Source organism: Legionella parisiensis (genome assembly GCF_001467945.1).
GTDB classification, from domain to species: Bacteria; Pseudomonadota; Gammaproteobacteria; order Legionellales; family Legionellaceae; genus Legionella; species Legionella parisiensis.
This window is the reverse complement of the sequence record NZ_LNYQ01000012.1, coordinates 177,984-201,034: the sequence shown is the minus strand read 5'-3', so window position 1 is coordinate 201,034 and position 23,051 is coordinate 177,984. Positions and strand designations below refer to the sequence as shown.

Sequence of the window (23,051 nt, the reverse complement as noted above, 5' to 3'; positions counted from 1 at the left end):
ATTAATCATCATGGATGTAATTTATCAATTTGGAGTTATTAATTATTATGGAGATGGCCTTGTTTCATCGTCAACGTCAGCGTAAAGGTTCCTTGTCTACACACGGTAAATCTTTAAAAGATTTAACACGCATTGTTAGTGCGAATCATTTTTTGTCGGAAGACAAAAGACAGGTACTACTAAAAAAGATGAGAATGTTATCTGGCTTGGAAACTGCGCGGTATGATAGCTTATGCAGCACTCTTATCAATAACCTAGTGCACTATTGTCAAAATTTACCTGAGACAGCAAACAGTTATTATTCCCAGCAAGGTGGATTGGTGGATCATGCATTAAACCGTACAGAAGCTGCGCTGAGCCTTTTTCAGGAATTTATGGTGCAGGATCAGCCTGACTTATTATCTGAAGAACAAAAGCTTTGGCAATATGCACTTTTCTCAGCAGCAGTTCTTCAAGGTATAGGTAAATTGTTCGTTGATTACCGTGTTAGTTTTTATGATGCAAACGGTCAATTTTTAAAAGAATGGAATCCTTTACTTGAAAATATGGCTAGCACTGGAATTTACTATTTTTATGAGTTTGAAAAAGAACCTGAAATTGAATTTCGACGTCGCCTCAATTTATTGATGGCAAAAACATTAATGCCGACAAGTGGATTTGCCTGGATAGCCTCTAATCCAGAAGTTCTTTCCATATGGCTTGCGTTATTAAATGAAGATGAGCGCTCTGCGGGTACTTTGGGAGCCATATTAATTCGCGCTGAAGCGATTGCAATTCAACGTTATTTACTTGAGTTTATGATGAGAGGCAGCCCAGCTCATAGTGGGGGGCGTTATCGTGCAGGAACTTTTTCTGGTGGCCAGCCAGAGACCTTATTAGAGAAGGAACAGGCTGTTGGCATGGAGTTTATCCAATGGATGATAAAAGCTTTAGATAGCGGCAAGATTATGATTAATAAAGCCCCCTTATTTATGGTCCCTGGGGGTATGTTGATGTGTGCTGAAATGTTTCAATTATTTGTACGGGAGCATCCTGAGTATAAAAATTGGCAAGCAGCACAAAATGGATTTCTATCTTTGGGTTTACATAGCCTCGCTGCTGATGGTGGCGTGTTAAGTCGATTTGAGACAAAAAATCAAATGGAGAAAGGGATTGTATTTTCCAAGTATACCCTCGCTTTACCCGAGTCAGTAAAAGTGGTTCATCCGAGTACTGGGAAAGTAGAATCAATGTCCGCTACGGAATTGATTCATAAAGCACAGTTCAACAGCCAGTTTATCCAGAAGCAAAGTATGAGTTTGGCAGGTTCGTTGCAGAAGCTGGATGCAGCGGGGAAATGGAAAGTCGTTGATAACGAAGGGAGCGCGCTAAGGCCAGGAGCAAAAAACGGTGCCTGATTATGCAATTGGTGATGTGCAAGGTTGTTATGAGCCTTTGCAACGACTGTTGGAATTAATCGATTTTGATGACAAAAATGATCGTTTGTGGTTTGTTGGCGATTTGGTGAATCGGGGCCCTGAATCTTTAGCTGTCTTACGTTTCGTCAGCACCTTACCCATTACGCCCAGGGTGACTTTAGGCAATCATGATTTACATCTATTAGGCTCCTTGTTTGGTGACAGACCGTGGAAAGGGCATGATGACACGCTGCATGAAGTGCTTGAAGCTGTCGATGGCGAGGCTTTAGGTCATTGGTTAAGGAAACAATCCATTTTGTATTACTCACCAGAATTTAAGGTAGTGATGTGTCATGCTGGAATTTGTCCTTTATGGGACTTGTCACAGGCAATACAACGTGCCAAAGAACTTGAAGAGGTGCTTTCAGGTGATAACTATCGTGATTTTTTATCGCATTTATATGGTAATCAACCCGATATATGGTCTGATGATTTAAAAGGGGTGGATCGGCTTCGGGTAATTACCAATTATTACACACGCATGCGTTTTTGTGATGCACAAGGACGGCTGGAATTGAGTTATAAAGAAACTATTGCTCAAGCGCCAGCAAATCTTTATCCTTGGTATGAAGTACCGCATCGTAAAGAAATTAATGTGGATATTGTTTTTGGGCATTGGGCTGCTTTAAAGGGAGAATGCCCCAATCCCAAAATTCATGCACTAGATACCGGATGTCTTTGGGGTGGCCAACTCACTGCATTACGCTTGCAGGATATGCAACGATTTGCAGTCTGGAACAAAAAATGATGTTAGTAAAAAACTTTAACTCCATATGCTTATCTTACATGTCGTGGCTTGTTTTGGGGGGGCGGAAAGGAACAAAAAATAATTTGCTTTTTTGTCGTCGCTTATCTCCACGCTACGTCTTGCGTTTCCGACTTGTTCGCGGACAAGCCGTGGGACGTAGGCAAAGGAGAGAAGTTACGTTTTTCTTACTATGTTGCCTGTTCGGATTTAATGCTTGGTCACTCCCCATTACTGAAGATCTGCAGGTAAAACAAGCAGAAGAGCGCTTACAAAAAGCGATAGAGAATCCCGAGTTTATGCTGCATAACTGGATAGAGTTGCCTACTTCACCTGCCGCACGCCATAAAACCGTACATCATTTAAGTTTAAGAGAAGCGATTTTACTTGCTTTACGCTATAACCCTAATATTCAAAATGCCGAACTGGATCGAATCGTACAGCGTTATCAGTTGCGTTTGGCACACAATCAGTTCGAACTGCAATATGCTTTGGGGGCTTCTGGGGTAATCCAAAAAAGTAAATTTAATGGAGTAGGTACCGATACAACACGTACATTCTTAGCTAGCCCTGAGTTTAATTTAAAAACAAAACTAGGAACCGAAGCTAATTTATCAATAAACAATAACGTCAATGACAATAACAATTACAATCCAGTGTTGAACTTTTCTTTAACTCAGCCTTTATTGCGTGGTTTTGGAAAAGCAGTAAACGAAGCAGCGCTTTTAGATGCCCAGGACAATGAATGGTTAAACAAATTAAACTTACAGCAATCGGTCGCGGATCAGGTTACCCAAGTTATTATGGCTTATCGAATGCTTATTTTAAGCGGAAATAATTTACAGAATCAGCGCTTGCAGTTAAAAGAAGCAAAAAAATCGTATGAAATTAATGAAAAAAAAATAAAGGCAGGTCAATTAGAACCAACAGGCAACATTCAGCAATCCTATCAAATTGAATCTTTAAGTTTAATGGTGGAACAAGCGGAGAATGAATTTCAAACTACATCCCAGGATCTCTTGCAGACCATTGGCCTTGATCCAGAAATGCATATATCAGTCCCTAGCGATGTTGCTTTAGACACGCTTGCAGTTCCTGATTTACAGAAGTCTATTGAGCAGGCGTTGAATCATAATACCGTTTATTTGGCACAAAAAATGACATTGCGAGCGGATGAGCGTGCTTATAAAGTTGCCAAGAATCAACAGCTTTGGCAATTGGATGTCTCAGGAAATGTGCAAAGTGGTGTTTTAAATGATGTGACAGGCGCTAACGGAGGGGTTAGGGGCATTTACAACGGAAATAACATCACCGAGGCCGCCCGTTTGACATTAACTGTTCCTTTGCATGACATCAGTCGCCGCAGTCAGTTAATTAATGCTAAAGTGCGCTTGGAAAAAGATCGTTTAAATTTACTTGCAACGAAACGTGCATTAATAACAAATATCACCAATACCATAAACAATATAAAAAGTTTGGCAAAACGTTATCAATTAGCATTAAAACAAGTGAAATTGGCAGAGCAATCTTATGCCTTGGAAAAGAAAAAACAACAAGCAGGAATATCCAGTGCGTTGGATGTAAACAACACGCAGAACCAGCTTATCCAGGCTCAGTCCGGATTAATTAATGCAAAAATTGCATATCTTACTCAGATATCAAACTTACAAAGAACTCTGGGAACAACGCTGGAGCATTGGCAAATTAAATTAAGGTATGGTGGATGAATAAGTATTTAAACACATCAAAAGTTGTCATTTTATTATTAGCCGGGTTTCTTTTATCCTCATGTGGTGATCATGAGAAGAAAAATGCGGTTGCGTTACACCAATATAAAGTCGAGGAACAGCCAATTCATAAAACCTTGCATTTTACAGGAACGGTGCAGCCTTTACATGAAAATACCATAGCCAGCCCAATGGAGGCAGTGGTTGAAACAATGAATTTTCATTATGGACAAATGATCAAAAAAGGTGATGTGATTTTAACTCTAAACTCAACTGAGTTACAAAGGCAGTTTAATGATACATTAACAGAGTATTTAAAAGCCAAAGACAGCTACACCATAGCAAAAGCCAAGTTTGTTGGAACTCAGGATTTATGGGACTCTGGTTTATTATCCAAAAATAACTATATGAGTGAAAAATCAAATGTGGATACAGGCCGGGTTACTTTAATGCAGTCCACACGTAAACTGACAGAGATGTTAGAGAAACTCGATGAAAACAGTCCCAAAAATTTATCTGCACTAAGTTTGGCTGATTTTGCTAAGATAAAAAAAATTTTGGCATCCAAGCATAATATCATTCATTTAAAGTCACCCGGAGATGGAGTGTTACTGTATCCTCCTAAAGCAGGTGAAGATAAAAGTGTACGTGTTAACGTGGGATCTACAGTGAAATCGGGCCAAGTTATTGGATTGATTGGTGATTTATCCGGGATCAGTATCGAAATTGATGTTCCGGAAATCGATATTACCCAAATTCAAACAGGCATGAATGCCGTAGTGAGTGGCGTCGCTTTTGGTAAATATCCATTAAAAGGGCAATTGGTTGCAGTGAATGCCCAAGCATCAAATAACAATGGACTCCCCTTCTTTACGGCAGTAGTTGAGGTTAAGAAATTGACCCCAGAGCAGCAACAATGGATCAAAGTTGGTATGAGTGCATCGATTGAATTAAGCGTGGATAATGGCAAGCAGCTCATCATACCTATCGCTGCAATAAAGCGAGAAAAAGGACAAAGTATAGTTAACTTGCAAAACAAGTCAGGCGCTATTGAAAAGCGAGTTATAACAACAGGTGCGGCACAAGCAGATTCAGTTGTCGTTGAGACTGGTTTAAAAGCCGGCGATGTGGTGGTTTATGAGTGATCTCGTAATCAATTCACATACCTTGTCTGAGGATTTGTCAGTTGACTCAAGTGTTCTTGAAAGGCTTGTGCATCCTGCGATAAACCCGTGCCAAAAAGGTGATCTTAAGAAGACTCAGCAATCATTAATGGTATTGACGGATATTGTAAAAACGTATCATCTCGAAGGAGTGAGCAGTACCATCTTAAAAAAAGTATCGCTTACGGTATATGAAGGAGATTTGCTTGCTATTGTGGGAGCCTCTGGCTCAGGTAAGTCTACTTTGATGAATATTATGGGGCTTCTTGATAAAGCAGATGCAGGAACCTATCTATTGAAGAATCGCAATGTTGCTGCTTTGACCGATGATGAAGCAGCAGAGCTGCGGAATCAAAATATCGGTTTTGTTTTCCAGCAATTTAATTTGTTACCAAGGTTTAATGCTATGCAAAATGTAGCATTGCCTTTAATCTATCGCGGCATTGGACCTGCTGAAACTAAAGAAAGAGTGCTGGCTGCCCTTGCGCGAGTAGGTATGCATCAATATGCACACCATCGGCCCACACAATTATCCGGCGGACAGCAACAAAGGGTTGCCATTGCTCGTGCTTTGGTCACAGAGCCCCAAGTAATTTTGGCAGATGAGCCTACTGGGGCGCTTGATTCACGTACCGGTAATGAAGTAATGAATTTATTTTTAAGCCTACACGCTCAGGGGCGTAGTATCATTATGATTACTCATGATGAGCAGATTGCTGCAATGTGCGAGCGAAAAATTACTCTTGTGGATGGTGTGGTTATGGCGGAGACCGGGTCATGAATCTTGCCGGGCATTGCCAGCAAGCATTGGTTAATTTAACCGCTGCCAAATTGCGTTCCTTTTTAGCCATTCTAGGTATTTTAGTAGGTACTGCAGCTGTTGTTGCGTTAATTAGTTGCGGTCAGTTAGCTACAGAAAAGGCATTGGCCCAATTTAAGGCTTTAGGTACCGATTTATTGGCAATTTCTGTTTACCCCAAAACGACAGATAAATCTTCTGGAAGTATGGAGTCAATCTCTGCAGATCAATGGGAGCAGTTGCCTGAACGAATACCGTATATTGTGGATATGGCTCCTTATAGCACCGCATATCAACCTTTGAGTTTTCAGGGGAAATTAATGCAGGGCGCAGTTATAGGAGCCAACGAGCATTTACCAAAAATTGTTCATATTAAACTAGCTGCCGGACATTTTGTTTCTTTTGTTGAGTCTTATGAGCATTATTGTGTGATTGGCGCAGGTTTAGCGCGGCAAATCAAAGAGATAAGCTTTGATGATCCCATAGGAAAACAATTACGTATAGGGCAATCTTTATATACGATTATTGGAGTGGCCGAACCCTGGAAGGAAAATGGTTTTTTCAATGAGGACATAAATCAAGCGGCTATTATTCCCTTGGCTGGGATTAGTATGATTAGCAAGGATGCCAAGGTAAATAACGTGGTTTTGGAGTTGAAACCGGATAGCCCCATAGATGAAGTGATTGAAGAAATAAAACAAATCATTGGTTCCATGGCCCCTAAATTGAGTGTTTTTTCCCGTAGTGCAAAACAAATTATTGCCAGCATGGAAAATCAGGGACAAATTTTTACCCTATTACTTGGTGTAATCGGTGGTATTTCGCTTTTGGTGGGTGGAATTGGCGTGATGAATGTCATGTTGGTTTCAGTGAGTGAGCGCAAAAAAGAAATTGGTATTCGTAAAGCGGTGGGCGCCAAAAATAGCGAAATTCAAGCGTTATTTTTAGTTGAGTCGGTTATGCTTTCTTTGTTGGGAGGCGTCCTTGGGGTAATCTTAGGATTAATTTTTACGCGTATTCTGGCCTATTTTAGTGATTGGAACTTTTCACTCTATCTTCTTCCTCCAGTAGCCGGTTTTTTGGTATCGGCGGCCACTGGAATTTTCTTTGGGTTTTATCCTGCACGACGTGCTGCAAAATTGGAGCCAGTGGTTTCTTTGCGCAGCGAGTAATTTGGGCTTTTCTCCTCTAGCCGCATTTATTGATGTGCTAAAATTAATATTAAATCCTTAGATTAAAAGCAATTTAGATTGAACGCTTTTTAAAAACAACATTTGATTTTTTGCTTCTTAATTTGAATTTTAATTTTCAAAATTAGAATGACGGAGAATAAAATGACGAGGAAGTCGATTTTTCAATTACAGGATGAATGTTTTTTATTGCTTCTCGAGAGCTCTCTTAAAGCAATTCCTTTTAATGTCTTAGTGTCTACTGTGATAGCGGGATATTTATTGTACCGTCATGCATCAATAATGCCTGTGGCTGCATGGTATCTGGGCATGATCGTTTTAAGCTTTACCCGCTGGATTAATAGTAAAAATAGTATTGCCAGTAAAGATTACATTGTCAAAAAAGAAAATACTAAAAACCATTTTTTATTTTTTACCTTCTTAACAGGAGCTTTGTGGGGATCCTGCTATATTCTTTTCTATCCTCATTTCTCTGAAATGCATCAAAATGTTATTACTCTGGCTTTAGGGGGGATGGCATCAGGGGCTCTGGCATCACTTTCAGTATATCTACCAGCATATTATTGTTATTTAATCCCCATGTTCTTACCTCTAATTGTTTATAATTTTTGGCTAGGTGGCCTGGATCGTATTATTTTAGCAATTATGTTTATTCTTTTTGTGATTATGTTAATAATTACAGCCAAATTTCCTTCAAGGTTGTTGCAAGAAACCCTTCAACTCAGCAAAGAAAAAGACGATGCTTTGCAAGAAGTCCGCCGAGTTTCAATTACTGATGGATTAACTGGCCTTTATAATCGCGGTTATTTTGATAAGCGGCTTGATGAAGAATTTAAACGAGCAAAAAGAAACAATCACCCTCTTAATTTGGTATTAATCGATGTAGATGACTTCAAAGATATTAATGATAATTATGGTCATCCTTCCGGTGACTTATTTTTGAAACAATTAGCTGCTGCTATCAAAAATTCTGCAAAAAAAGCCAATGACAGTGCATTTCGTATTGGGGGTGATGAGTTTGCAGCGATTTTGACGAATACCTCGCTTGATGATGCTATTTTACTGTGTAATAAACTGCAAAATAAATTTAAAAAACAGAGAGAAAAAGGTGAAACTACAATTAGTATAGGAATAGTCAGCGTTTCTCCATTTTATGTTAATGATGTGGATGAAGTGATTTCTGCAGCAGATAAAACATTATATGAAGCGAAAAGAGCTGGAAAAAACCAAGTACGTTCTCAACATATTAATTAAAATGATTCAGAATATCTAAGAGAAATTCTTTTCATAATTTCTTCAATGGGCAAACCCATCACATTGTAATAAGAGCCTTTTATTTCTTTTATAAATGTATCATATACATTCTGGATACCATATCCGCCAGCCTTATCATAAGGATCTCCTGTATCAATATAATTTTGTATTTGTTGCTCTGTAAGTGTGTGAAAAGTAATGCTGCTTGCGACACAATCAACCCACCACTGTTGTTCTGGTAGAAAAATTAGAGCATAGCCCGTATAGACCTCATGAGAATTGCCGCTTAACATGCTTAACATTCTATATGCATCTTGATGATCGCGGGGTTTTTCTAAAATATGATCCTGGTAGGCTACTGTAGTGTCTGCTGCTAGAATGATATCCGCGGTACCTGCTTTGACTTGTGCCAAAATAGTTTCCGCCTTTTCTCTGGCAAGTCGTGTAACATATATTTTAGCTTCCTCGTCTTTTTGCTGAATTTCTTCAATGTCGGCAGGCATAACAACAGCAGGCAAACCGTGCTCTTGCAAAATGTGCAAACGTCTTGGAGATGCGCTGGCGAGAATAATTTTTAATAGATGATTCGGTTTCATAAAAATAGGATTGGTGTTTTGCAGCATATTATAAATCGCATCATTTTTGGCTCAATCTGGCGAATTGTCAACAGACTTGAAATCAGACTTAAAAATTTATTATTTTGGGGATTTGCTATGCTGGCTCCAGGTTATAAATATCTGGAGTTTTGATTCTATTGCACTGAATTTATAAGTATTTTATGATGAAAAAATTCTTTTCATATAAATGGATTTACGTATGTTAAAAAAATCTTTAGGAGTGATGCTCTTAACATCAGGCATTTGTTCTTTTGCTTTTGCCGCTGATACAGCGCCGTCACCCACTAATCCTTCTAATTCGTCTTCTTCTAGCGCATCAGTACCTACAAGTTATTTACCGGTGGTGCTTCATGAGACTTTTGCAAGCATTTTGCAGCGTATGAGTAGTGAAAAACAAGCGATTAATGAACGGCAGCAAGAGCTATTAAAACAGCGTTATGATTTGAGTAATAAGCCTTCTCAAACAGCAAAGATGTCTAATGGAAAGCCTGTGCAAGAAGGTGTTCGAGTCAAGTTGTCTGAGGGACTAACATGGGATCAGCTTGCAAAAATGACTCCTGAGGAGATTAAGAACAAAGGTCTATTTCCGAAAGGCTTCTTACCATTACCCCATCCTAATCATCCTGAAGGGGGTATGTTATTTCCCAAGTTTTCTATTAATGAAATTAAAAAACAAGAAGACAGGGACTTGACTCGATTTGATTTAGACTTTGATATTCCCGATCATTTTTTACCACCCCATCCTGCACCGATTTTTTTAGTCACCAGGCCTGATCTTGGGGATGTATCTCAAGGTAAATTGGTAACCATTGAAAATTATTATGAATTATTTAACGGTCTATTGAATCCCAAACAACTGGAGGGTTTACGTTTGTTGGTCACTCCATTTCCACAACAACAATTTAACCAAACTGAAGACCGGCGTACTGTAAGGCCAAGCCGTGGAGTTGCTTGCTTTGATTGTCATGCGAATGGTCATACAAACAAAGCAACCCATTTGGTTGGTGATATTAGACCTCAGGAGTTTCGCCACCGGATCAATACGCCAACATTGCGTGGACTAAATATACAAAGATTATTTGGGTCTCAACGTGCATTGAAAACTGTGGAGGATTTTACAGAATTTGAACAAAGAGCAGCTTATTTTGATGGTGATCCAGTAATTGCGACCAAAAAAGGCGTTAATATTTTAGAACGTGGCAGCCAAGTTCACTTCATGTCTGAGTTTCAGTCAATTCTTGATTTTCCTCCTGCACCTAAATTGACCTGGGAAGGCAAGTTGGATCCAGTAAAAGCGAGTCCAGCAGAGTTACGTGGACAGGAGTTGTTTTTTGGCAAGGCAAAATGCTCTACTTGTCATGCTCCTCCTTACTATACTGACAACACCATGCATAATTTACAAACCGAACGTTTCTATCAACCACAAATGATTAATGGTATGAAAGCAGTTGGTGATGGCGCTATAAAAACATTTCCTTTGAGAGGAATTAAAGATTCCCCGCCTTACTTGCATGATGGTCGTTTGTTAACTTTGGCTGATACTGTAGAGTTTTTTAATTTAGTATTGCAATTACAGTTAACTCAAGAAGAAAAGGCAGATTTAACAGCATTTATGGAAGCGCTTTAATACTCACTGTATAATCTTTTCTGTGCTGGTAGTCTGGGATTGTGACCTATTCCATCAAGTCAAGCAGAATGCTGTTACCTTCGGGGTGACAGAATTACTTGCGAATTGAGTCAAATGGAACATGAAACACTCTTTGCTTGACGGCCGTGGGGTTGGAGCCCGGACTACTTGTTTTATGATAAATGGTCTATCTTTAAATATTGAGATGGCAATCAGGTAATAGAAAATCAGGGGGAAAGGCTATGAAAAAATGGGGACTTGCGATAATCGCATACGTTCTGGTACATCATGTTGCCTTCGCACAACAGAATTGGAGTACTTGGGTCGCTGGAATTAGGGCAGAAGCATTGCAACAAGGAATATCACCAGAAATTTTTGATGAGGCATTTGCAGGAATCCATGCGCCAAGTCATCAAATTAAAGGATTTTTACGTTCTCAACCAGAACATCGCCTCACATTTATTAAATACCGCAATACACGTGTTGATAATTATAGGATTGCTATAGGACGCAAGGAATTCAAAAAGAATCAGGCCGTATTAGAAGCTGTAGCAAAGCAATACGGAGTAAATCCTTGCTTCATCGTTTCATTCTGGGGAATGGAAACCAGTTATGGCACATATATGGGTAACTTCCCTGTCGTGAAAGCTCTAGCCACCTTAGCGTATGACTCCAAACGCAAGGATTTTTTCCGTAAAGAATTATTTATTGCCTTACATATCCTGAATGAGGGCCATGTGAGTCTTTCTGATTTCAAAGGTGAGTGGGCTGGCGCCTCAGGCCAACCGCAATTTTTGCCTTCAAGCTGGGTGAAATATGCTGTGGATTATGATGGCGATGGGCGAAAGGATATTTGGAGAAGTAAACCAGATGTCTTTGCTTCAATTGCAAATTATATGAAGCAAAATGGATGGCAAACAGGCGAGCCCTGGGCAATCCAAGTCAAATTACCCCATAAATTTGATATGGCTATGCAAGGAAAAAACATTATAAAACCTGTGAGTGAATGGAATGCAATGGGTGTACGCACTGAAGAGGGCGAGCTATTACCCTTCCAAAATCTGCAAGCGAGTATTGTTCAACCATTAGGCGGACCAACCTTCTTGGCCTTCCCGAACTATAAGATGATTTTGCATTACAATAACTCCATCTACTATGCAGGAGCTATAGGTTATTTAGCAGATAAAATTTGCCAAGCACAACATAGGTAAAAATTATGGATGATTATCTTGATAAAACTGCCAGTTTAACCCCTTTAGCAAAAAGGATCATTTGTGATAAAGCCACAGAGTATCCTCATACTGGAGCATACAATTCTGTCATAACGCAAGGGACTTATTTATGCAGACGTTGTGGTTTGGCCTTATTTCGCGGGTCAAGCCAATTCAGCTCAGGGTGCGGCTGGCCGAGTTTTGATGATAACATCGTTCATGCAGTGAAACAGCTCCCAGATCGTGATGGCCAACGTACAGAAATCCTCTGTTCACGCTGTGATGCTCATTTAGGTCATGTTTTCACAGGTGAGTGTTTTACCCAAAAGAATTTACGTCATTGCGTCAACTCCGCCTCCATTGATTTTGTTGCAGAAAGTCAGGTATTGGATACTGAAGAAGCAATAATCGCTGGAGGATGTTTTTGGGGGGTTGACCATTTTTTAAAGCAAATCTCTGGAGTTCTTCGTGTAGAAGTGGGTTATACAGGTGGTGTTACTTCAGAACCCAGCTATGACCAGGTGTGTCAGGGCAATACCGGACATTATGAAGCAGTACGCGTTATTTATGATAAAGCTAAGACGGACTACCACCAAGTACTGAAACGTTTTTTTGAAATCCATGATCCCACACAAAAATCGGGACAAGGTCCAGATTTAGGTGAGCAGTATAAGAGTGCGGTGTTTTATTATAATCAGGAGCAATTGGATGAAGCAGAAACCTTAATCCAAATGCTGCAAAAAAGAGGCTACCAAGTCGCGACTCGCCTTTTGCCAGCACAAACATTTTGGCCCGCAGAAGAATACCATCAGGATTATTATGCCAAACATCATAAACCTCCTTATTGTCATCAACCTGTAAATCGCTTTGGGTAAGATTTTAAGTTGTTAAGGGGGGTATATGGAATTTACTTTTCGAATTGCTAAGAAAAAAGATAAAGCAGAAATTCTGGGTTTAATAAAGAAATTGGCTGAGATTGAAAGAAAAAAACCTGAGGAGATTCATTTAACTTTGGAAAAAATTGAATCTCATGGCTTTGGTCGAAATAAATATTTTTATGTTTTATTAGCTGAATATAAGAAAAAACCAGCGGGTTACGCTTTATACTTTTTCTCTTACTCTGCCTCTGAAGCAGCTCCTATTTTGTATATTGAGGATCTCTTTGTAGATGAACCCTATCGTAGTTTTGGCTTGGGTACGGGCTTGTTAACTTATCTTGCGCGTGTGGCGATTGAAAAAGAATGTTGTCGATTGGAAGGACATGCGTTTACCTGGGATAAAAAAACCATTGAATTCTTCGAACTTATAGGGGCGCATCCACGTACGGATTTATTGCAATTTCGCTTATCAGGCGAACCATTGCAGCAATTGGCTGCAAAAGAATAGAGACTTTATTCTAGTTTTTCATGACCATGCCCCAAGAAAGGAAACGTGAGCAACTGGATTATAATGGGAACTAAATGCCTACATCACGCAGATAGGCCGCGGGATGGAAGCAAAAACTTAATAGCAGTCCGGGCGCGTCTTCAAACAGACTATTACAAGCATCTTAATGAGTCCTTAAATACATATGTTCAAATCCTGAAAAAGACAAACTGTGATGTTTTCTTTGCGCAGGGTTGCTCGCATCAAGACGTAAAGAAGGGAACTGCGTCAACAGGGATTTAAAAATGTGGTGCATTTCAACACGCGCCAATTTTGCCCCAAGACAAAAATGACTTCCGTAACCATAACTGAAATGCTGTGTTTGCTTTTTCTCGAGCGTTATAGTGTCCGGATGATTAAAATAGTGTGGGTCACGATTAATTGCATGTGTTGATATGAAAATTACCTTTCCTTTTTTAATCAGCTGATCACCAAGCATAGTTTCATTTTTAGTTACCCGAAAAATGAAAGTTACTGCCGGATCAAGACGGTTGCATTCTTCAATATAAGCATCAAGAGCATCAATGTTATTTCTTATCTGCTTCCAGAGTCCTGGTTCATTGAGCAAAACAAATAAATTATTACATAGTTGATCCGTTGTTGTTACCTGACCGGCAACCAGCATCATAATGGCCTGGGAAATGATTTCATCATCAGTTAATCCAAAATGAGCTTGATGTTCCAATAAGATACTTAAAAAATCTGTTCCTGGCTTAAGCCGGCGGTGACCCATGAGATCAGAAAAGTAATTATATAATTGTTGGGCGCTATGATTTACCTTGATGCCATCTTCATCTTTATAACTAGTAGAGCCGCCAAAGAACTGGGTCATGTTATTGGACCAATGATAAAAATCATTACGTTCACTATCGGGAATTGCAAACAATTCTGCAAGCGTTACCGAGGGAATGTTTTGTGCGAGTTGGCTTACAAAGTCAAAAGGTTGGTTTTCAGTAAATTCAGCCAGACAATTTGCTATGGTCCGCTGAATCAATGGTATTAATTGTTGGAGGCAATGGGTGCTTAATCCATGATAACAAATCCGTCTGCGAGCCGTGTGTTCTGGCGCATCACTCATGACCATCATTTGACTGACGACTTTGAAAAAATTAGTAATTAATGACAAATTCATTTCGGGCATACGGGAGATAAAAAAAGGCGAGCGATCACAACTGAAATCTTCGCTTGTGAGTACTTGTTTGGCTAGTTGATAAGAGGTAATAACAAAAAATTTCCCCGGATCCCACCAGAATAGCTCCCCCATTTCCCGTAAATGATGACTGAATTGCTCTGGCGTTGTCGTTTGCTTGAGCTGCATTAACGTATAGGATTTCATAATATTTGGATCCTTCTTAAATGTCTTGGACTATGGCGGTGAAATGAATTGCGCCCATGTAAGAGAGAGAAATTATCTGCGAGTAAAAAATCACCTTCTTGCCATTCGTGCTGGTAGAGGTGTTGGAGTCTGCGCATGCTCTGGCTTAAAGAGGATAAAATAACATGTGACTCATCCTCACTTTTACCAATTATTTTGACGTGTACGGGATTTAAATAATCTTCCCCTACCGGTTCAGCAAAGCGTAAAATTACCTGCTTCGTATCGGGATGAATATTGATTAAATTACGCGTAATGGAACCCCCATAATGTGCTAGTTTCTCGGTATGAAATGAGAGAGAATAGTGTCGCCATTCATTTTTTTGTAATTCGCTTGCAGTCTTCCAAACCGTCTCCGTGTTTACAAATATGGTTTCGCCACCGCTTCCAACCTTAGGTGCTTGCAGACAATTAAAGAGTAAAAAACGAGGCTCTTGATGAAAAGCTCCGTCCCAGTGCAAGGGAACATCACTCTCAGTAAATAAATAGTTTTTGGACTGTTTATCTACTTTCATTTCCATTACCGGACCAAAATCCCAAGAAAGTAATTGTGCTTGGTTTTGGCAATAATTAAGTAACGTATCACGCTCAAGAGATTTGAAGCCACGTAAAAGGACAATTTTATGATGAGTTACCTGGGCTAGGAGTTTTTTTAACGGGAGGACAGTCAAATTTTTATTTGTATTTGCTTGGATCAGATATGGGGAAAATAATTTTGAGTTATTCATTAGCATGCCTCCAACACATAATGATCGTCATTTAATCGAGCTCCCAGCCGCTCCGCTTCTTCTTTTTTTACTAGTTGCCATCCTTGCGCATTTTTAAGTAAAACACTATGCCAGGGAGTGCTCCAGCAATTTGATACGGGAAGAAAGTGAATTCCCACTTTTTCTGAGCCGCAAGGTTGTGGGTGAATCGACAAACGTACAGATTGGGGAAAATAATGTGCGAGCAATTTTGACCATGCATTCGAGCGGCGGATTACCTCATAAGCAATCTGCTTGGCTTCCTGGCGTATTTTGTTTTTCGTTTGTCCTGGCTTCAAAGCAAGTTGATCTTCAACAATAAAACGATGAATGCCATTAAATTGATAACGTGCACTCTGTGCGGTTGCCATGTGTTTTTTTAATTCGCCTAAAGATTGTCCAAACTCGATCATTAATGATTCACGCATGATTTGATAGTTATGACAGGGATATACATCATCAAGTGAAAAAGTCGATAAATGGTTTAGTTGATAATCCTTAATGATGTTTTGGATTCCTTTTTGGTACACATCCACATGCAGATCATTCACCAAAACCAAATCATTAAAAACACGACCATCAGAACAAATAATTAACTTTACTCCTACTGGATAAGCTTCTTGCATGCTTTGACAGAGTTGATTCAGATTGCTTAAGCCAATAATTTCACCTCGATCGGGTTTTTCTGACAGGGTTTTCTGCCTGTTGGCTGATTTTGCCGGGAAGGCAGGAAGAATTAAAGTAAGTATTCTTTGTTCAGTAACTGCTTGTTGAATTTTATTCCGCGGATGACGAGTGCATTCAGGACATAAAACTCCAGAACACTGTTTTTCGGTTAATTCACTAACTCGCCTTTGATTGAGCAATAACTTTAACAATGCAATTGTTGTTTTCTGAGTTATCGTCACTGACATACTTTGCCTCCAAATTGTTTTCCTGGGTAAAGTAACTCTATTCCTGCGCCCCGCCGACAAGCCGCGGGGACGTAGGCATATACGTGTTCAAGAGACAGATAAAGTACGTAGCCCAATTCAGCGAGCATAACCAAGGCTGTAGAAATTATTTCTATTTGATCTCGGGTATGCTTCGCTGCCCTGGACATCGTTTTACCATCCATTGGAGTAAACAGATTAGGTAAAATCTTTATAAATTGATAATATTAAGTTTTAATAAACTATATAATATAAATTAATGGATATTGATTTTGATGCCCTGCGAGTTTTTGTTGTTGTAGTTGAATGCGGTGGGTTTAACGCGGCAACGCGAGTTTTATTTAAAACCCAGCCTGCAATCACTTCCTCGATAAAAAAACTGGAGGAGCAACTCAATTTGGTATTGTTTGATCGCAGCCACTATCGACCTGAATTAACTATAGAAGGAGAAAAACTATATCATCGAGCTCAGTCTTTAATTGGCCATTGGAAGAATATTAGCCAATTTGCAGAGCAGCTCCAGTCAGAGGCAGAAAGCGATATTACGATTGCTATCGATGTTTTTTTTCCTTTATCAAGCTTGAAAAATCTATTACGGCATTGGATTAACAGTTTTCCTAATACACAATTTCATTTTCGCACTGAGTCACTTGGTGGTGCTTGTGAGCGCTTATTAAGAAATCAAGCAGACTTGATTATTAGCGAAAATTTGCTCACCAAGAGTGCAGTCGAAGTGATACCGCTTCGTTCTGAGTTTTTAATCGCAGTAGCATCTCCTGAATTCATCGACTATTACAGCAAACAATTAGGTGATTTGGATACTCTTTCTGAATGCATGCAAGTTATTCTGCGCGACTCATCACAGTCTGATTTTTCATTTGGGGTTGTTGAGCATGCACGCCGCTGGACAGTAAGTGATGTTATGGCCAAAAAAGATATCATTGTGGCAGGCCTTGGTTGGGGGCGGTTGCCATTACATATGATTACCCACGAATTAGCTGATGGCAGCCTGCAGTGCTTGCAAGGAAATCATTTTGATAGACGATTAATTACCATGGGCGCAATAAGATTGCAAAAACCAGCGCGAGGTCCGGTTGCAGAAAAGTTATGGCAGGATTTGAACAATAAAAACATTGTAAAATTTGAGCAGTGAGAAACCTTTCCTCTATATTCAAATACTTCAAGCAATGCCATTATTCAATAAATAGTACATTTATCACCTACGACTCGCGGGACGCTGGAATAAAATGATAAAGGAAAAGTGACGAGCTCCCAAAGGTAAGCACCAGTAAAACTAAGAAGTGTGTTCTTCTTTTTTATATTGTTCATCTGCTTCCCTCGCCTTGCGTTGATTTTCTTGCAACTGCAGAGCATTAAGCTGCTGGTGCCAGAGTAGAGCAGCTTGGGCTTTGAGCTGGTTCAGCTTTCTTATTAATAACCCCAAATGTGTTGCCAGCATGGGAAGTTTTTTAGGTCCAAATACAATAAGGGCGACACAAAAAATGACCAGAAGCTCACCGCCACTCATGAGGATTTATTATCCTCTTTTGGTGGTTCATTGGTTTGTTCTTCATTCAAGGCCTTACGGAAATTTCTAATTGCTTCACCAAGATCTGTGCCTATCGTTTTCAATTTGGAAGTACCAAAAAGAGCAATTACAATAACTAGAATTAATAATAATGAAAGAGGGCTGATGCTGCTTAGTCCCATGTTAGTTCCTCGCACTACGGTTAAAAAGTACAAACAGACCCGTCAAAATAGCTCCGGTAAGAGCAAGTGGAGCGAGCTGTTTATGGTGGATAAAATGCAAATAGTCCAGCAGACTTACTAAAAGAAAAGAAAGTCCTGCGCCAATGGCAACGCTATTCCAGTGTACTGCCGGCTTTTCATTTTCTAACTGTGCATTCGCACGCTCTTTATTTATTATTAATTCTTCTTTTTTAAGCTCTAGAAAATCAAAGAGCAGTTTGGGCATATGCGGTAATTGTTCTGCAAAAAAAGGTAGATTCTTTTTTAATTGAGTAAAGAATGCCTTGGGACCGATTTGATCTCTCACCCACTTTTCGAGAAAGGGTTTGGCAGTGGCCCATAAATCCAAATCGGGATAGAGTTGACGTCCTAAACCTTCTACAGCAAGCAGTGTTTTTTGCAATAAAACCAATTGGGGTTGTACTTCCATATGAAAGCGTCGAGCAACCTGAAAAAGACGCAATACCACTTGCGCAAATGAAATGTCTTTTAAAGGTCGTTCAAAAATAGGCTCGCATACTGTACGAATGCTGCTTTCAAACTCATCAACCCGGGTATCACGGGCAACCCAACCGGACTCAACATGCAACTCGGCGACGCGTCGGTAATCGCGATTAAAAAAAGCCAAGAGGTTTTCAGCTAAATACCGTTTGTCATTATCGTTTAATGTGCCCATGATCCCAAAGTCTATGCAGATATATTGCGGATCTTTGGGATTTTTATAAGAAACAAAAATATTTCCTGGGTGCATGTCTGCATGAAAAAAACAATCACGAAATACTTGTGTAAAGAAAATTTCTACACCGCGCTCAGCCAGTTTTTTTATATCAACTCCATGATCCTGCAAACTGGCGATATCGGATACAGGTATGCCATGGATTCGTTCAAGCACCATGACGTTGGAGTGTGAATAGTCCCAATATACATCGGGAATATACAGTATGGGGGAATGTTCAAAGTTACGCCTTAATTGAGTGGCATTGGCCGCCTCTCTTAACAAGTCGAGCTCATCAAGCAAGGTATGTTCAAATTCTGTTACAATTTCCTTGGGCTTTAAACGTCTAATCTCAGGCCAATATCGATCTGCCCATTTGGCAATAGTATGCATAATACTCAAGTCTTGCTCAATAATGCGTCGCATATTGGGTCTAAGTACTTTGACAATGACTTCTTCACCTGTTTTCAGGGTGGCTGCATGTACTTGCGCCATAGAGGCTGATGCCAAGGGGATTGAGTCAAATTCAGCAAAAACTTCGTAGGGGGACAAACCATAGACCTTTTCCATAATGGCCATTGCTTTTTCACTGGAGAATGGCGGAACTTTATCCTGTAGTTTGCTGAGTTCAATCGCTATATCTAGAGGTAAAATATCTGGACGTGTAGAAAGTGCTTGACCGAATTTAATAAAAATAGGCCCCAGCTCTTCCAATGACTTACGAAGCGCTTCGCCATGTGTTAGCTGTTTTTTGCGAAACCAGTTCCAGGGATTTAAATAAACAATGAAACGGATAGGTGCAAACAATCTTAATGACACGACTACATTATCTAGTCCATTTTTGGCTAGAATGTAATTGATATGAATAAGGCGAATGAGTTTTTTAATGGATTTCATAGCGGCTTATTAGTTGATTAATATGAGCCTGCAAGCGCTCGACACTTAAAGATAGCTCATCGACTTCAACAAAAAAATCTTCCAGTTCATATTTTGTAGGAAACAGTCGCAATTCTTCTTGCAAGTATTCAGAGATATTTTGACGCATGGAATCATCCAATCTCTTTTTGAATGCCATCCCTTTTCGGACAAAGGAACCAATTTGATGAGCCACCACATCACCAGTAAAGTGGGCCAGATGCCCCTCCCAATCGATGTCCATTTCATCAAACAGTTTTTTTACTTGTTGCCCTAATTCGGTATTACCAGTCATGCGGATCTTATCATTAAATAAGGAGCGTGCCTTGGATGCAGGTAATAAACTGAGCCTGATTAAACCTAAAGGATTGCTATGAATGATTGTGTCTGCTTCTTTATCATAGTTGTCCAGCAAGATGATTTCCCCATCTTTAAAGAGGATAAAAAAATTAACATTCAAAGGGCTTATAATCATCTCAAGAATTTTATTATCAAGCGCTTGCAGTTTAGCTGGCATGTGTTCATCCAGTCTTGCGGCTTTGTTAATGGCTATTTGGAGAGCCTTCAGAGAATATTTTTTTAACATAATGCACTCAATATTTATAGGCAATGTGCAAGGCAACTATGCCGCCGCTTAGATTGTCATAATGACAATCTTCAAATCCTGCATGCTCAATCATTTCTTTTAGTTTGGCTTGATTCGGGTGCATGCGTATGGATTCAGCAAGGTATTGATAACTGGCTTTGTCCTGCGCAATAAACTCTCCTATTTTAGGTAAAATATGAAACGAATACCAGTCATAAATCGGTTTTAAGCCGGGAAATGTGGGCGTTGAGAACTCAAGAATCATCAATTTTCCACCGGGCTTGCATACACGATACATCGAACGAAGCGCTTCTTCCTTATCCGTCACATTTCTTAAGCCAAATCCCATGGTAATGCAATGAAAACTATTATCAGCAAAAGGAAGACATTGAGCATTACCCTGTACGTAATCAATGTTTTTATATAAGCCTTCATCCAATAGGCGATTACGTCCCACGTTCAGCATGGCAGAATTAATATCCGCTAGAACAACACGGCCTGAATTGCCGACTTTTTTGCATAACAACCGGGTTAAATCCCCACTGCCTCCCGCTAAATCTAAAACAAATTGTCCCGGACGTACTTGGCTAAGCTCTACGGTGTAGCGTTTCCACAGATGGTGGACGCCTAAAGACATCAAATCATTCATCACATCATAGTTTTTTGCTACAGAATGAAAAACTTCTGCTACTTTCTTTTCTTTCTCATCCCAGGCAACAGTAGAGTAACCAAAATGAGTTTCTTTTTCTTGATCAGCCATTATGGGGAACACGGATTTGTTATTTAATGCTCCATATTAACTGATTTTAGTCAAGATACCCAGCCCTATATATCTCTAGTGTATCGGGTAAAGTCACTATGGATTTTAGTTTCATACTTGCAGTGTGCGATCTAACTGAATTTTCTGAGGTTAAACACCTGCTCAATTAACTGTGTAATGTGTTCCGGGTTAATGAATCCCTTAATTGCCAATTGCTCTTATGGTTTTTGGTAAAGAGGGTGTACAACACAATTAAAGCTCTCGGGATTTGTTCCAGCGGGAAAGAGATCATATGTGAAATAAACTCGTTCGAAGACTCCAAGCAAATCACAATGGTTATAAAAGAGAGTAACACGGTGGAATATTTTTATTATTAATAGTAGTGCAATATTCATTACTCAATATATATTTATTGACAAACAATAAATTATTTTTATAATTTAACAAAAATTTATCAATGGGAATTTATCATGAAAAAAATAAAAAACACCAGTCATCTGCTGTACCTGCTATTCCGTGCTCTCTGTTGGCTTATTCCCCTAACTACAACCTTCTTAATTTTATTTAAATTCGATTGGATGTGTTATATAGGAGCGTGGTCTTCTTTAATTTCTGCAGAACAAATTCGAGACCCCTCTCATTTTTCCTGGATGCATCGGTCCATCATATTGGCGATCGAATGGATGCCACTGACTATTACTATTTTAATCTGTCATAAATTAGCCAAACTATTTCGCCTTTTTGAGAAGGGATACCTGTTTGAAGAGGAAAATATCAAATTAATAAAACAGGTAAGCATTTACATGATTTTGGGTGAGGTAGTGCAGCTATTTTATCAACCTGTAATGACTGCGGCACTTACCTTTAATAATCCTACAGGTGAACGCATTGCCAGTATTACTTTAAATTCAGCGAATTTATCTACGTTAATTACGGCTTTCATTATTTTAGTTGCTTCCTGGATCATTCAGGAAGCGCATCAACTAAAATCAGAAACGCAATTAACAATTTAAGGAAATCTAGTGTCTATTATTGTTAATTTGGATGTGATGATGGCAAAACGCAAATGCAGGCTTAAGGAATTGGCAGAGGCAATAGGAATTACTGAAGCGAATTTGTCTATTTTAAAAAATGGTAAGGCTAAAGCCATACGCTTTGCGACATTGGAAGCGATTTGTGCGTATCTTAAGTGTCAACCAGGAGATATTCTTGAATATCAAATGGAACAGCAAGATGATGTGAGGGGAGATAATGAAAACTCATCTTTTCTGTTGATGGAGGAGGGTTAGTATTCTCCTGTGTAGCGCGCTATATGCCTAAAGTGATCCCAATACGCTGTCATCCCCCCTGCGCCGGGAGGACAGCATCCAAGTTTTGCTGAAATATCATGGCGTTTTGGGATTGCTGGCTTTTCCGTGGTATGGGGCGCAGCCCAAATTTCTTCTTTGTTACTGAAAGATAATTCAAAGACTGGCTAATGTGTGCAAATACTGCTGTTCATCAGGGGGCATGTTATTTTTTTGTGAGAGCCACAAGCACTCTGCTAATTGCTCCATCATTAAATGCTCCACAGATAATGAGTCCTTGTATTTTTTAATTAAATTCTTATAGATTTCGTGAATCCCTACAGGACGGTTAGTAGCGATTTGCTCTCTAATGGCAAGATGAAGTCCCATATGCATGAATGGATTTGCTTCCCCTGATTCGGGAAAATAAGATTGCTGCTGAAATTTATTCTGATTCTCAAGTATTTTATGATATTCAGGGTGAGCCAATATCACTTGAACAATTTCATTTTCTAGGGGTGACAGCAGTTTTTGATGCTGGTATTTTTCCCAACTAGAAAAAAACATTTGTCGTGTTTCTTGGATTGTGTCGCCGTAAAACATGTATTGCTCAATATTTATTAAAAAGCTTGAGTTTAACTGAAGTGAGTTAGAACAACAATGGAAAATGATTTTGCCGAGCACTTCCGATTGACATGGGTAAATGATTATGCGATATTCGCGTTGCGAGGTTGGACTTGCTATGTGTCATTCCACTGGGTCAATTGGCGAC

The 23,051-nt window shown here is 39.5% G+C and carries 25 protein-coding genes; 14 read left to right on the top strand and 11 right to left on the bottom strand.

Features of this window, described 5'->3' with window-relative positions; all coding sequences use genetic code 11:
- Window positions 1-47 precede the first annotated feature (47 nt).
- The 7 genes from Lpar_RS03585 (at window position 48) to Lpar_RS03555 (ending at window position 8,335) form a co-directional block, all read left to right on the top strand.
- Window positions 48-1,397, top strand: a complete 1,350-nt coding sequence (locus tag Lpar_RS03585; protein ID WP_058516626.1) for a conjugal transfer nickase/helicase domain-containing protein — start codon at window positions 48-50, stop codon at window positions 1,395-1,397.
- Window positions 1,390-2,205: a symmetrical bis(5'-nucleosyl)-tetraphosphatase gene (locus tag Lpar_RS03580; RefSeq protein ID WP_058516625.1), complete on the top strand. Its 816-nt coding sequence runs from the start codon at window positions 1,390-1,392 to the stop codon at window positions 2,203-2,205. Before Lpar_RS03585 ends, Lpar_RS03580 begins: the two co-directional genes overlap by 8 nt.
- Window positions 2,202-3,929, top strand: a complete 1,728-nt coding sequence (locus Lpar_RS03575; protein ID WP_115341203.1) for a TolC family protein — start codon at window positions 2,202-2,204, stop codon at window positions 3,927-3,929. Before Lpar_RS03580 ends, Lpar_RS03575 begins: the two co-directional genes overlap by 4 nt.
- Complete coding sequence (locus Lpar_RS03570) at window positions 3,926-5,074, top strand: efflux RND transporter periplasmic adaptor subunit (RefSeq protein ID WP_058516624.1); 1,149 nt, start codon at window positions 3,926-3,928, stop codon at window positions 5,072-5,074. Before Lpar_RS03575 ends, Lpar_RS03570 begins: the two co-directional genes overlap by 4 nt.
- A 127-nt stretch (window positions 5,075-5,201) precedes the next feature.
- On the top strand, window positions 5,202-5,873 hold the full coding sequence (locus Lpar_RS03565) for an ABC transporter ATP-binding protein (protein ID WP_058517061.1): 672 nt from the start codon (window positions 5,202-5,204) through the stop codon (window positions 5,871-5,873).
- Complete coding sequence (locus tag Lpar_RS03560; RefSeq protein WP_058516623.1) at window positions 5,870-7,063, top strand: ABC transporter permease; 1,194 nt, start codon at window positions 5,870-5,872, stop codon at window positions 7,061-7,063. The genes Lpar_RS03565 and Lpar_RS03560 overlap by 4 nt, the downstream gene beginning before the upstream one ends.
- 162 nt (window positions 7,064-7,225) lie before the next feature.
- Window positions 7,226-8,335: a GGDEF domain-containing protein gene (locus Lpar_RS03555; protein WP_058516622.1), complete on the top strand. Its 1,110-nt coding sequence runs from the start codon at window positions 7,226-7,228 to the stop codon at window positions 8,333-8,335.
- Here Lpar_RS03555 and Lpar_RS03550 read toward each other — a convergent pair.
- Entirely contained in the window at window positions 8,332-8,931 is a 600-nt protein-coding gene (locus Lpar_RS03550) for a Maf family protein (protein ID WP_058517060.1), read from the bottom strand. The two genes, Lpar_RS03555 and Lpar_RS03550, sit on opposite strands and share 4 nt — an antisense overlap.
- A gap of 220 nt (window positions 8,932-9,151) precedes the next feature.
- On the opposite strand from Lpar_RS03550, the gene Lpar_RS03545 reads away from it, so the two are divergent.
- The 4 genes from Lpar_RS03545 (at window position 9,152) to Lpar_RS03530 (ending at window position 13,176) form a co-directional block, all read left to right on the top strand.
- Window positions 9,152-10,579: a hypothetical protein gene (locus Lpar_RS03545; protein WP_058516621.1), complete on the top strand. Its 1,428-nt coding sequence runs from the start codon at window positions 9,152-9,154 to the stop codon at window positions 10,577-10,579.
- Between the two features lie 242 nt (window positions 10,580-10,821).
- Window positions 10,822-11,790, top strand: coding sequence for a lytic murein transglycosylase (locus Lpar_RS03540; protein ID WP_058516620.1), 969 nt, complete (start codon window positions 10,822-10,824; stop codon window positions 11,788-11,790).
- A gap of 5 nt (window positions 11,791-11,795) precedes the next feature.
- Complete coding sequence (locus Lpar_RS03535; RefSeq protein ID WP_058516619.1) at window positions 11,796-12,665, top strand: bifunctional methionine sulfoxide reductase B/A protein; 870 nt, start codon at window positions 11,796-11,798, stop codon at window positions 12,663-12,665.
- 25 nt (window positions 12,666-12,690) lie between these two features.
- Window positions 12,691-13,176 carry a GNAT family N-acetyltransferase gene (locus Lpar_RS03530; protein ID WP_058516618.1) on the top strand — a complete coding sequence of 162 codons (486 nt, stop codon included), beginning with the start codon at window positions 12,691-12,693 and terminating at the stop codon, window positions 13,174-13,176.
- 163 nt (window positions 13,177-13,339) lie between these two features.
- Here the strand turns inward: Lpar_RS03530 and Lpar_RS03525 are convergent, their stop codons facing one another.
- Genes Lpar_RS03525 through Lpar_RS03510 form a run of 4 tightly spaced genes read right to left on the bottom strand, consistent with a single transcriptional unit; the run spans window position 13,340 to window position 16,438 of the window.
- On the bottom strand, window positions 13,340-14,551 hold the full coding sequence (locus tag Lpar_RS03525; protein ID WP_058516617.1) for a cytochrome P450: 1,212 nt from the start codon (window positions 14,549-14,551) through the stop codon (window positions 13,340-13,342).
- Window positions 14,548-15,318 (bottom strand): TauD/TfdA dioxygenase family protein, encoded by a 771-nt coding sequence (locus Lpar_RS03520; RefSeq protein WP_058516616.1) that lies wholly within the window; start codon window positions 15,316-15,318, stop codon window positions 14,548-14,550. Before Lpar_RS03520 ends, Lpar_RS03525 begins: the two co-directional genes overlap by 4 nt.
- Entirely contained in the window at window positions 15,318-16,250 is a 933-nt protein-coding gene (locus Lpar_RS03515; protein WP_058516615.1) for an isocyanide synthase family protein, read from the bottom strand. The genes Lpar_RS03520 and Lpar_RS03515 overlap by 1 nt, the downstream gene beginning before the upstream one ends.
- Entirely contained in the window at window positions 16,241-16,438 is a 198-nt protein-coding gene (locus Lpar_RS03510) for a hypothetical protein (protein ID WP_058516614.1), read from the bottom strand. Before Lpar_RS03510 ends, Lpar_RS03515 begins: the two co-directional genes overlap by 10 nt.
- A gap of 89 nt (window positions 16,439-16,527) precedes the next feature.
- Here Lpar_RS03510 and Lpar_RS03505 point away from each other — a divergent pair, with 89 nt between their 5' ends.
- On the top strand, window positions 16,528-17,421 hold the full coding sequence (locus tag Lpar_RS03505; protein WP_058516613.1) for a LysR family transcriptional regulator: 894 nt from the start codon (window positions 16,528-16,530) through the stop codon (window positions 17,419-17,421).
- 141 nt (window positions 17,422-17,562) lie between these two features.
- On the opposite strand, the gene Lpar_RS03500 is transcribed toward Lpar_RS03505, so the two are convergent.
- From Lpar_RS03500 to ubiE, 5 genes are read right to left on the bottom strand one after another with little or no spacing between them, the layout of a single operon-like run.
- Window positions 17,563-17,796 carry a Sec-independent protein translocase subunit TatA/TatB gene (locus tag Lpar_RS03500; protein ID WP_058516612.1) on the bottom strand — a complete coding sequence of 78 codons (234 nt, stop codon included), beginning with the start codon at window positions 17,794-17,796 and terminating at the stop codon, window positions 17,563-17,565.
- Window positions 17,793-17,978 (bottom strand): twin-arginine translocase TatA/TatE family subunit, encoded by a 186-nt coding sequence (gene tatA, locus Lpar_RS03495; RefSeq protein WP_058516611.1) that lies wholly within the window; start codon window positions 17,976-17,978, stop codon window positions 17,793-17,795. The genes Lpar_RS03500 and tatA overlap by 4 nt, the downstream gene beginning before the upstream one ends.
- A 1-nt stretch (window position 17,979) precedes the next feature.
- The gene (ubiB, locus tag Lpar_RS03490) at window positions 17,980-19,629 is read right to left on the bottom strand and encodes a ubiquinone biosynthesis regulatory protein kinase UbiB (RefSeq protein WP_058516610.1); all 1,650 of its coding nucleotides are present in this window, start codon (window positions 19,627-19,629) and stop codon (window positions 17,980-17,982) included.
- Window positions 19,616-20,233 carry a ubiquinone biosynthesis accessory factor UbiJ gene (locus Lpar_RS03485; RefSeq protein WP_058516609.1) on the bottom strand — a complete coding sequence of 206 codons (618 nt, stop codon included), beginning with the start codon at window positions 20,231-20,233 and terminating at the stop codon, window positions 19,616-19,618. Before Lpar_RS03485 ends, ubiB begins: the two co-directional genes overlap by 14 nt.
- Before the next feature lie 7 nt (window positions 20,234-20,240).
- Window positions 20,241-20,993, bottom strand: a complete 753-nt coding sequence (gene ubiE / locus Lpar_RS03480; RefSeq protein WP_058516608.1) for a bifunctional demethylmenaquinone methyltransferase/2-methoxy-6-polyprenyl-1,4-benzoquinol methylase UbiE — start codon at window positions 20,991-20,993, stop codon at window positions 20,241-20,243.
- A gap of 470 nt (window positions 20,994-21,463) precedes the next feature.
- Between ubiE and Lpar_RS03475 the strand changes: the two genes are divergently transcribed.
- Together Lpar_RS03475 and Lpar_RS03470 are read left to right on the top strand one after the other, a co-directional pair.
- Window positions 21,464-22,006 (top strand): DUF2975 domain-containing protein, encoded by a 543-nt coding sequence (locus Lpar_RS03475; RefSeq protein ID WP_058516607.1) that lies wholly within the window; start codon window positions 21,464-21,466, stop codon window positions 22,004-22,006.
- A gap of 9 nt (window positions 22,007-22,015) precedes the next feature.
- Window positions 22,016-22,282: a helix-turn-helix domain-containing protein gene (locus tag Lpar_RS03470; protein WP_058516606.1), complete on the top strand. Its 267-nt coding sequence runs from the start codon at window positions 22,016-22,018 to the stop codon at window positions 22,280-22,282.
- A 174-nt stretch (window positions 22,283-22,456) separates the two neighbouring features.
- Here Lpar_RS03470 and Lpar_RS03465 read toward each other — a convergent pair whose 3' ends face one another.
- The gene (locus Lpar_RS03465; RefSeq protein ID WP_058516605.1) at window positions 22,457-22,882 is read right to left on the bottom strand and encodes a DUF1841 family protein; all 426 of its coding nucleotides are present in this window, start codon (window positions 22,880-22,882) and stop codon (window positions 22,457-22,459) included.
- Between the last annotated feature and the right edge of the window lie 169 nt (window positions 22,883-23,051).

Bases quoted from the DNA above. Each gene is read 5' to 3' on its own strand.
- Lpar_RS03585 (WP_058516626.1), top strand. From the start codon at position 48: ATGGAGATGGCCTTGTTTCATCGTCAACGTCAGCGTAAAGGTTCCTTG.
- Lpar_RS03575 (WP_115341203.1), top strand. From the start codon at position 2,202: ATGATGTTAGTAAAAAACTTTAACTCCATATGCTTATCTTACATGTCG.
- Lpar_RS03570 (WP_058516624.1), top strand. From the start codon at position 3,926: ATGAATAAGTATTTAAACACATCAAAAGTTGTCATTTTATTATTAGCC.
- Lpar_RS03565 (WP_058517061.1), top strand. From the start codon at position 5,202: ATGGTATTGACGGATATTGTAAAAACGTATCATCTCGAAGGAGTGAGC.
- Lpar_RS03560 (WP_058516623.1), top strand. From the start codon at position 5,870: ATGAATCTTGCCGGGCATTGCCAGCAAGCATTGGTTAATTTAACCGCT.
- Lpar_RS03555 (WP_058516622.1), top strand. From the start codon at position 7,226: ATGACGAGGAAGTCGATTTTTCAATTACAGGATGAATGTTTTTTATTG.
- Lpar_RS03550 (WP_058517060.1), bottom strand. From the start codon at position 8,931: ATGAAACCGAATCATCTATTAAAAATTATTCTCGCCAGCGCATCTCCA.
- Lpar_RS03545 (WP_058516621.1), top strand. From the start codon at position 9,152: ATGTTAAAAAAATCTTTAGGAGTGATGCTCTTAACATCAGGCATTTGT.
- Lpar_RS03540 (WP_058516620.1), top strand. From the start codon at position 10,822: ATGAAAAAATGGGGACTTGCGATAATCGCATACGTTCTGGTACATCAT.
- Lpar_RS03535 (WP_058516619.1), top strand. From the start codon at position 11,796: ATGGATGATTATCTTGATAAAACTGCCAGTTTAACCCCTTTAGCAAAA.
- Lpar_RS03530 (WP_058516618.1), top strand. From the start codon at position 12,691: ATGGAATTTACTTTTCGAATTGCTAAGAAAAAAGATAAAGCAGAAATT.
- Lpar_RS03525 (WP_058516617.1), bottom strand. From the start codon at position 14,551: ATGAAATCCTATACGTTAATGCAGCTCAAGCAAACGACAACGCCAGAG.
- Lpar_RS03520 (WP_058516616.1), bottom strand. From the start codon at position 15,318: ATGAATAACTCAAAATTATTTTCCCCATATCTGATCCAAGCAAATACA.
- Lpar_RS03515 (WP_058516615.1), bottom strand. From the start codon at position 16,250: ATGTCAGTGACGATAACTCAGAAAACAACAATTGCATTGTTAAAGTTA.
- Lpar_RS03510 (WP_058516614.1), bottom strand. From the start codon at position 16,438: ATGTCCAGGGCAGCGAAGCATACCCGAGATCAAATAGAAATAATTTCT.
- Lpar_RS03505 (WP_058516613.1), top strand. From the start codon at position 16,528: ATGGATATTGATTTTGATGCCCTGCGAGTTTTTGTTGTTGTAGTTGAA.
- Lpar_RS03500 (WP_058516612.1), bottom strand. From the start codon at position 17,796: ATGAGTGGCGGTGAGCTTCTGGTCATTTTTTGTGTCGCCCTTATTGTA.
- tatA (WP_058516611.1), bottom strand. From the start codon at position 17,978: ATGGGACTAAGCAGCATCAGCCCTCTTTCATTATTATTAATTCTAGTT.
- ubiB (WP_058516610.1), bottom strand. From the start codon at position 19,629: ATGAAATCCATTAAAAAACTCATTCGCCTTATTCATATCAATTACATT.
- Lpar_RS03485 (WP_058516609.1), bottom strand. From the start codon at position 20,233: ATGTTAAAAAAATATTCTCTGAAGGCTCTCCAAATAGCCATTAACAAA.
- ubiE (WP_058516608.1), bottom strand. From the start codon at position 20,993: ATGGCTGATCAAGAAAAAGAAACTCATTTTGGTTACTCTACTGTTGCC.
- Lpar_RS03475 (WP_058516607.1), top strand. From the start codon at position 21,464: ATGAAAAAAATAAAAAACACCAGTCATCTGCTGTACCTGCTATTCCGT.
- Lpar_RS03465 (WP_058516605.1), bottom strand. From the start codon at position 22,882: ATGTTTTACGGCGACACAATCCAAGAAACACGACAAATGTTTTTTTCT.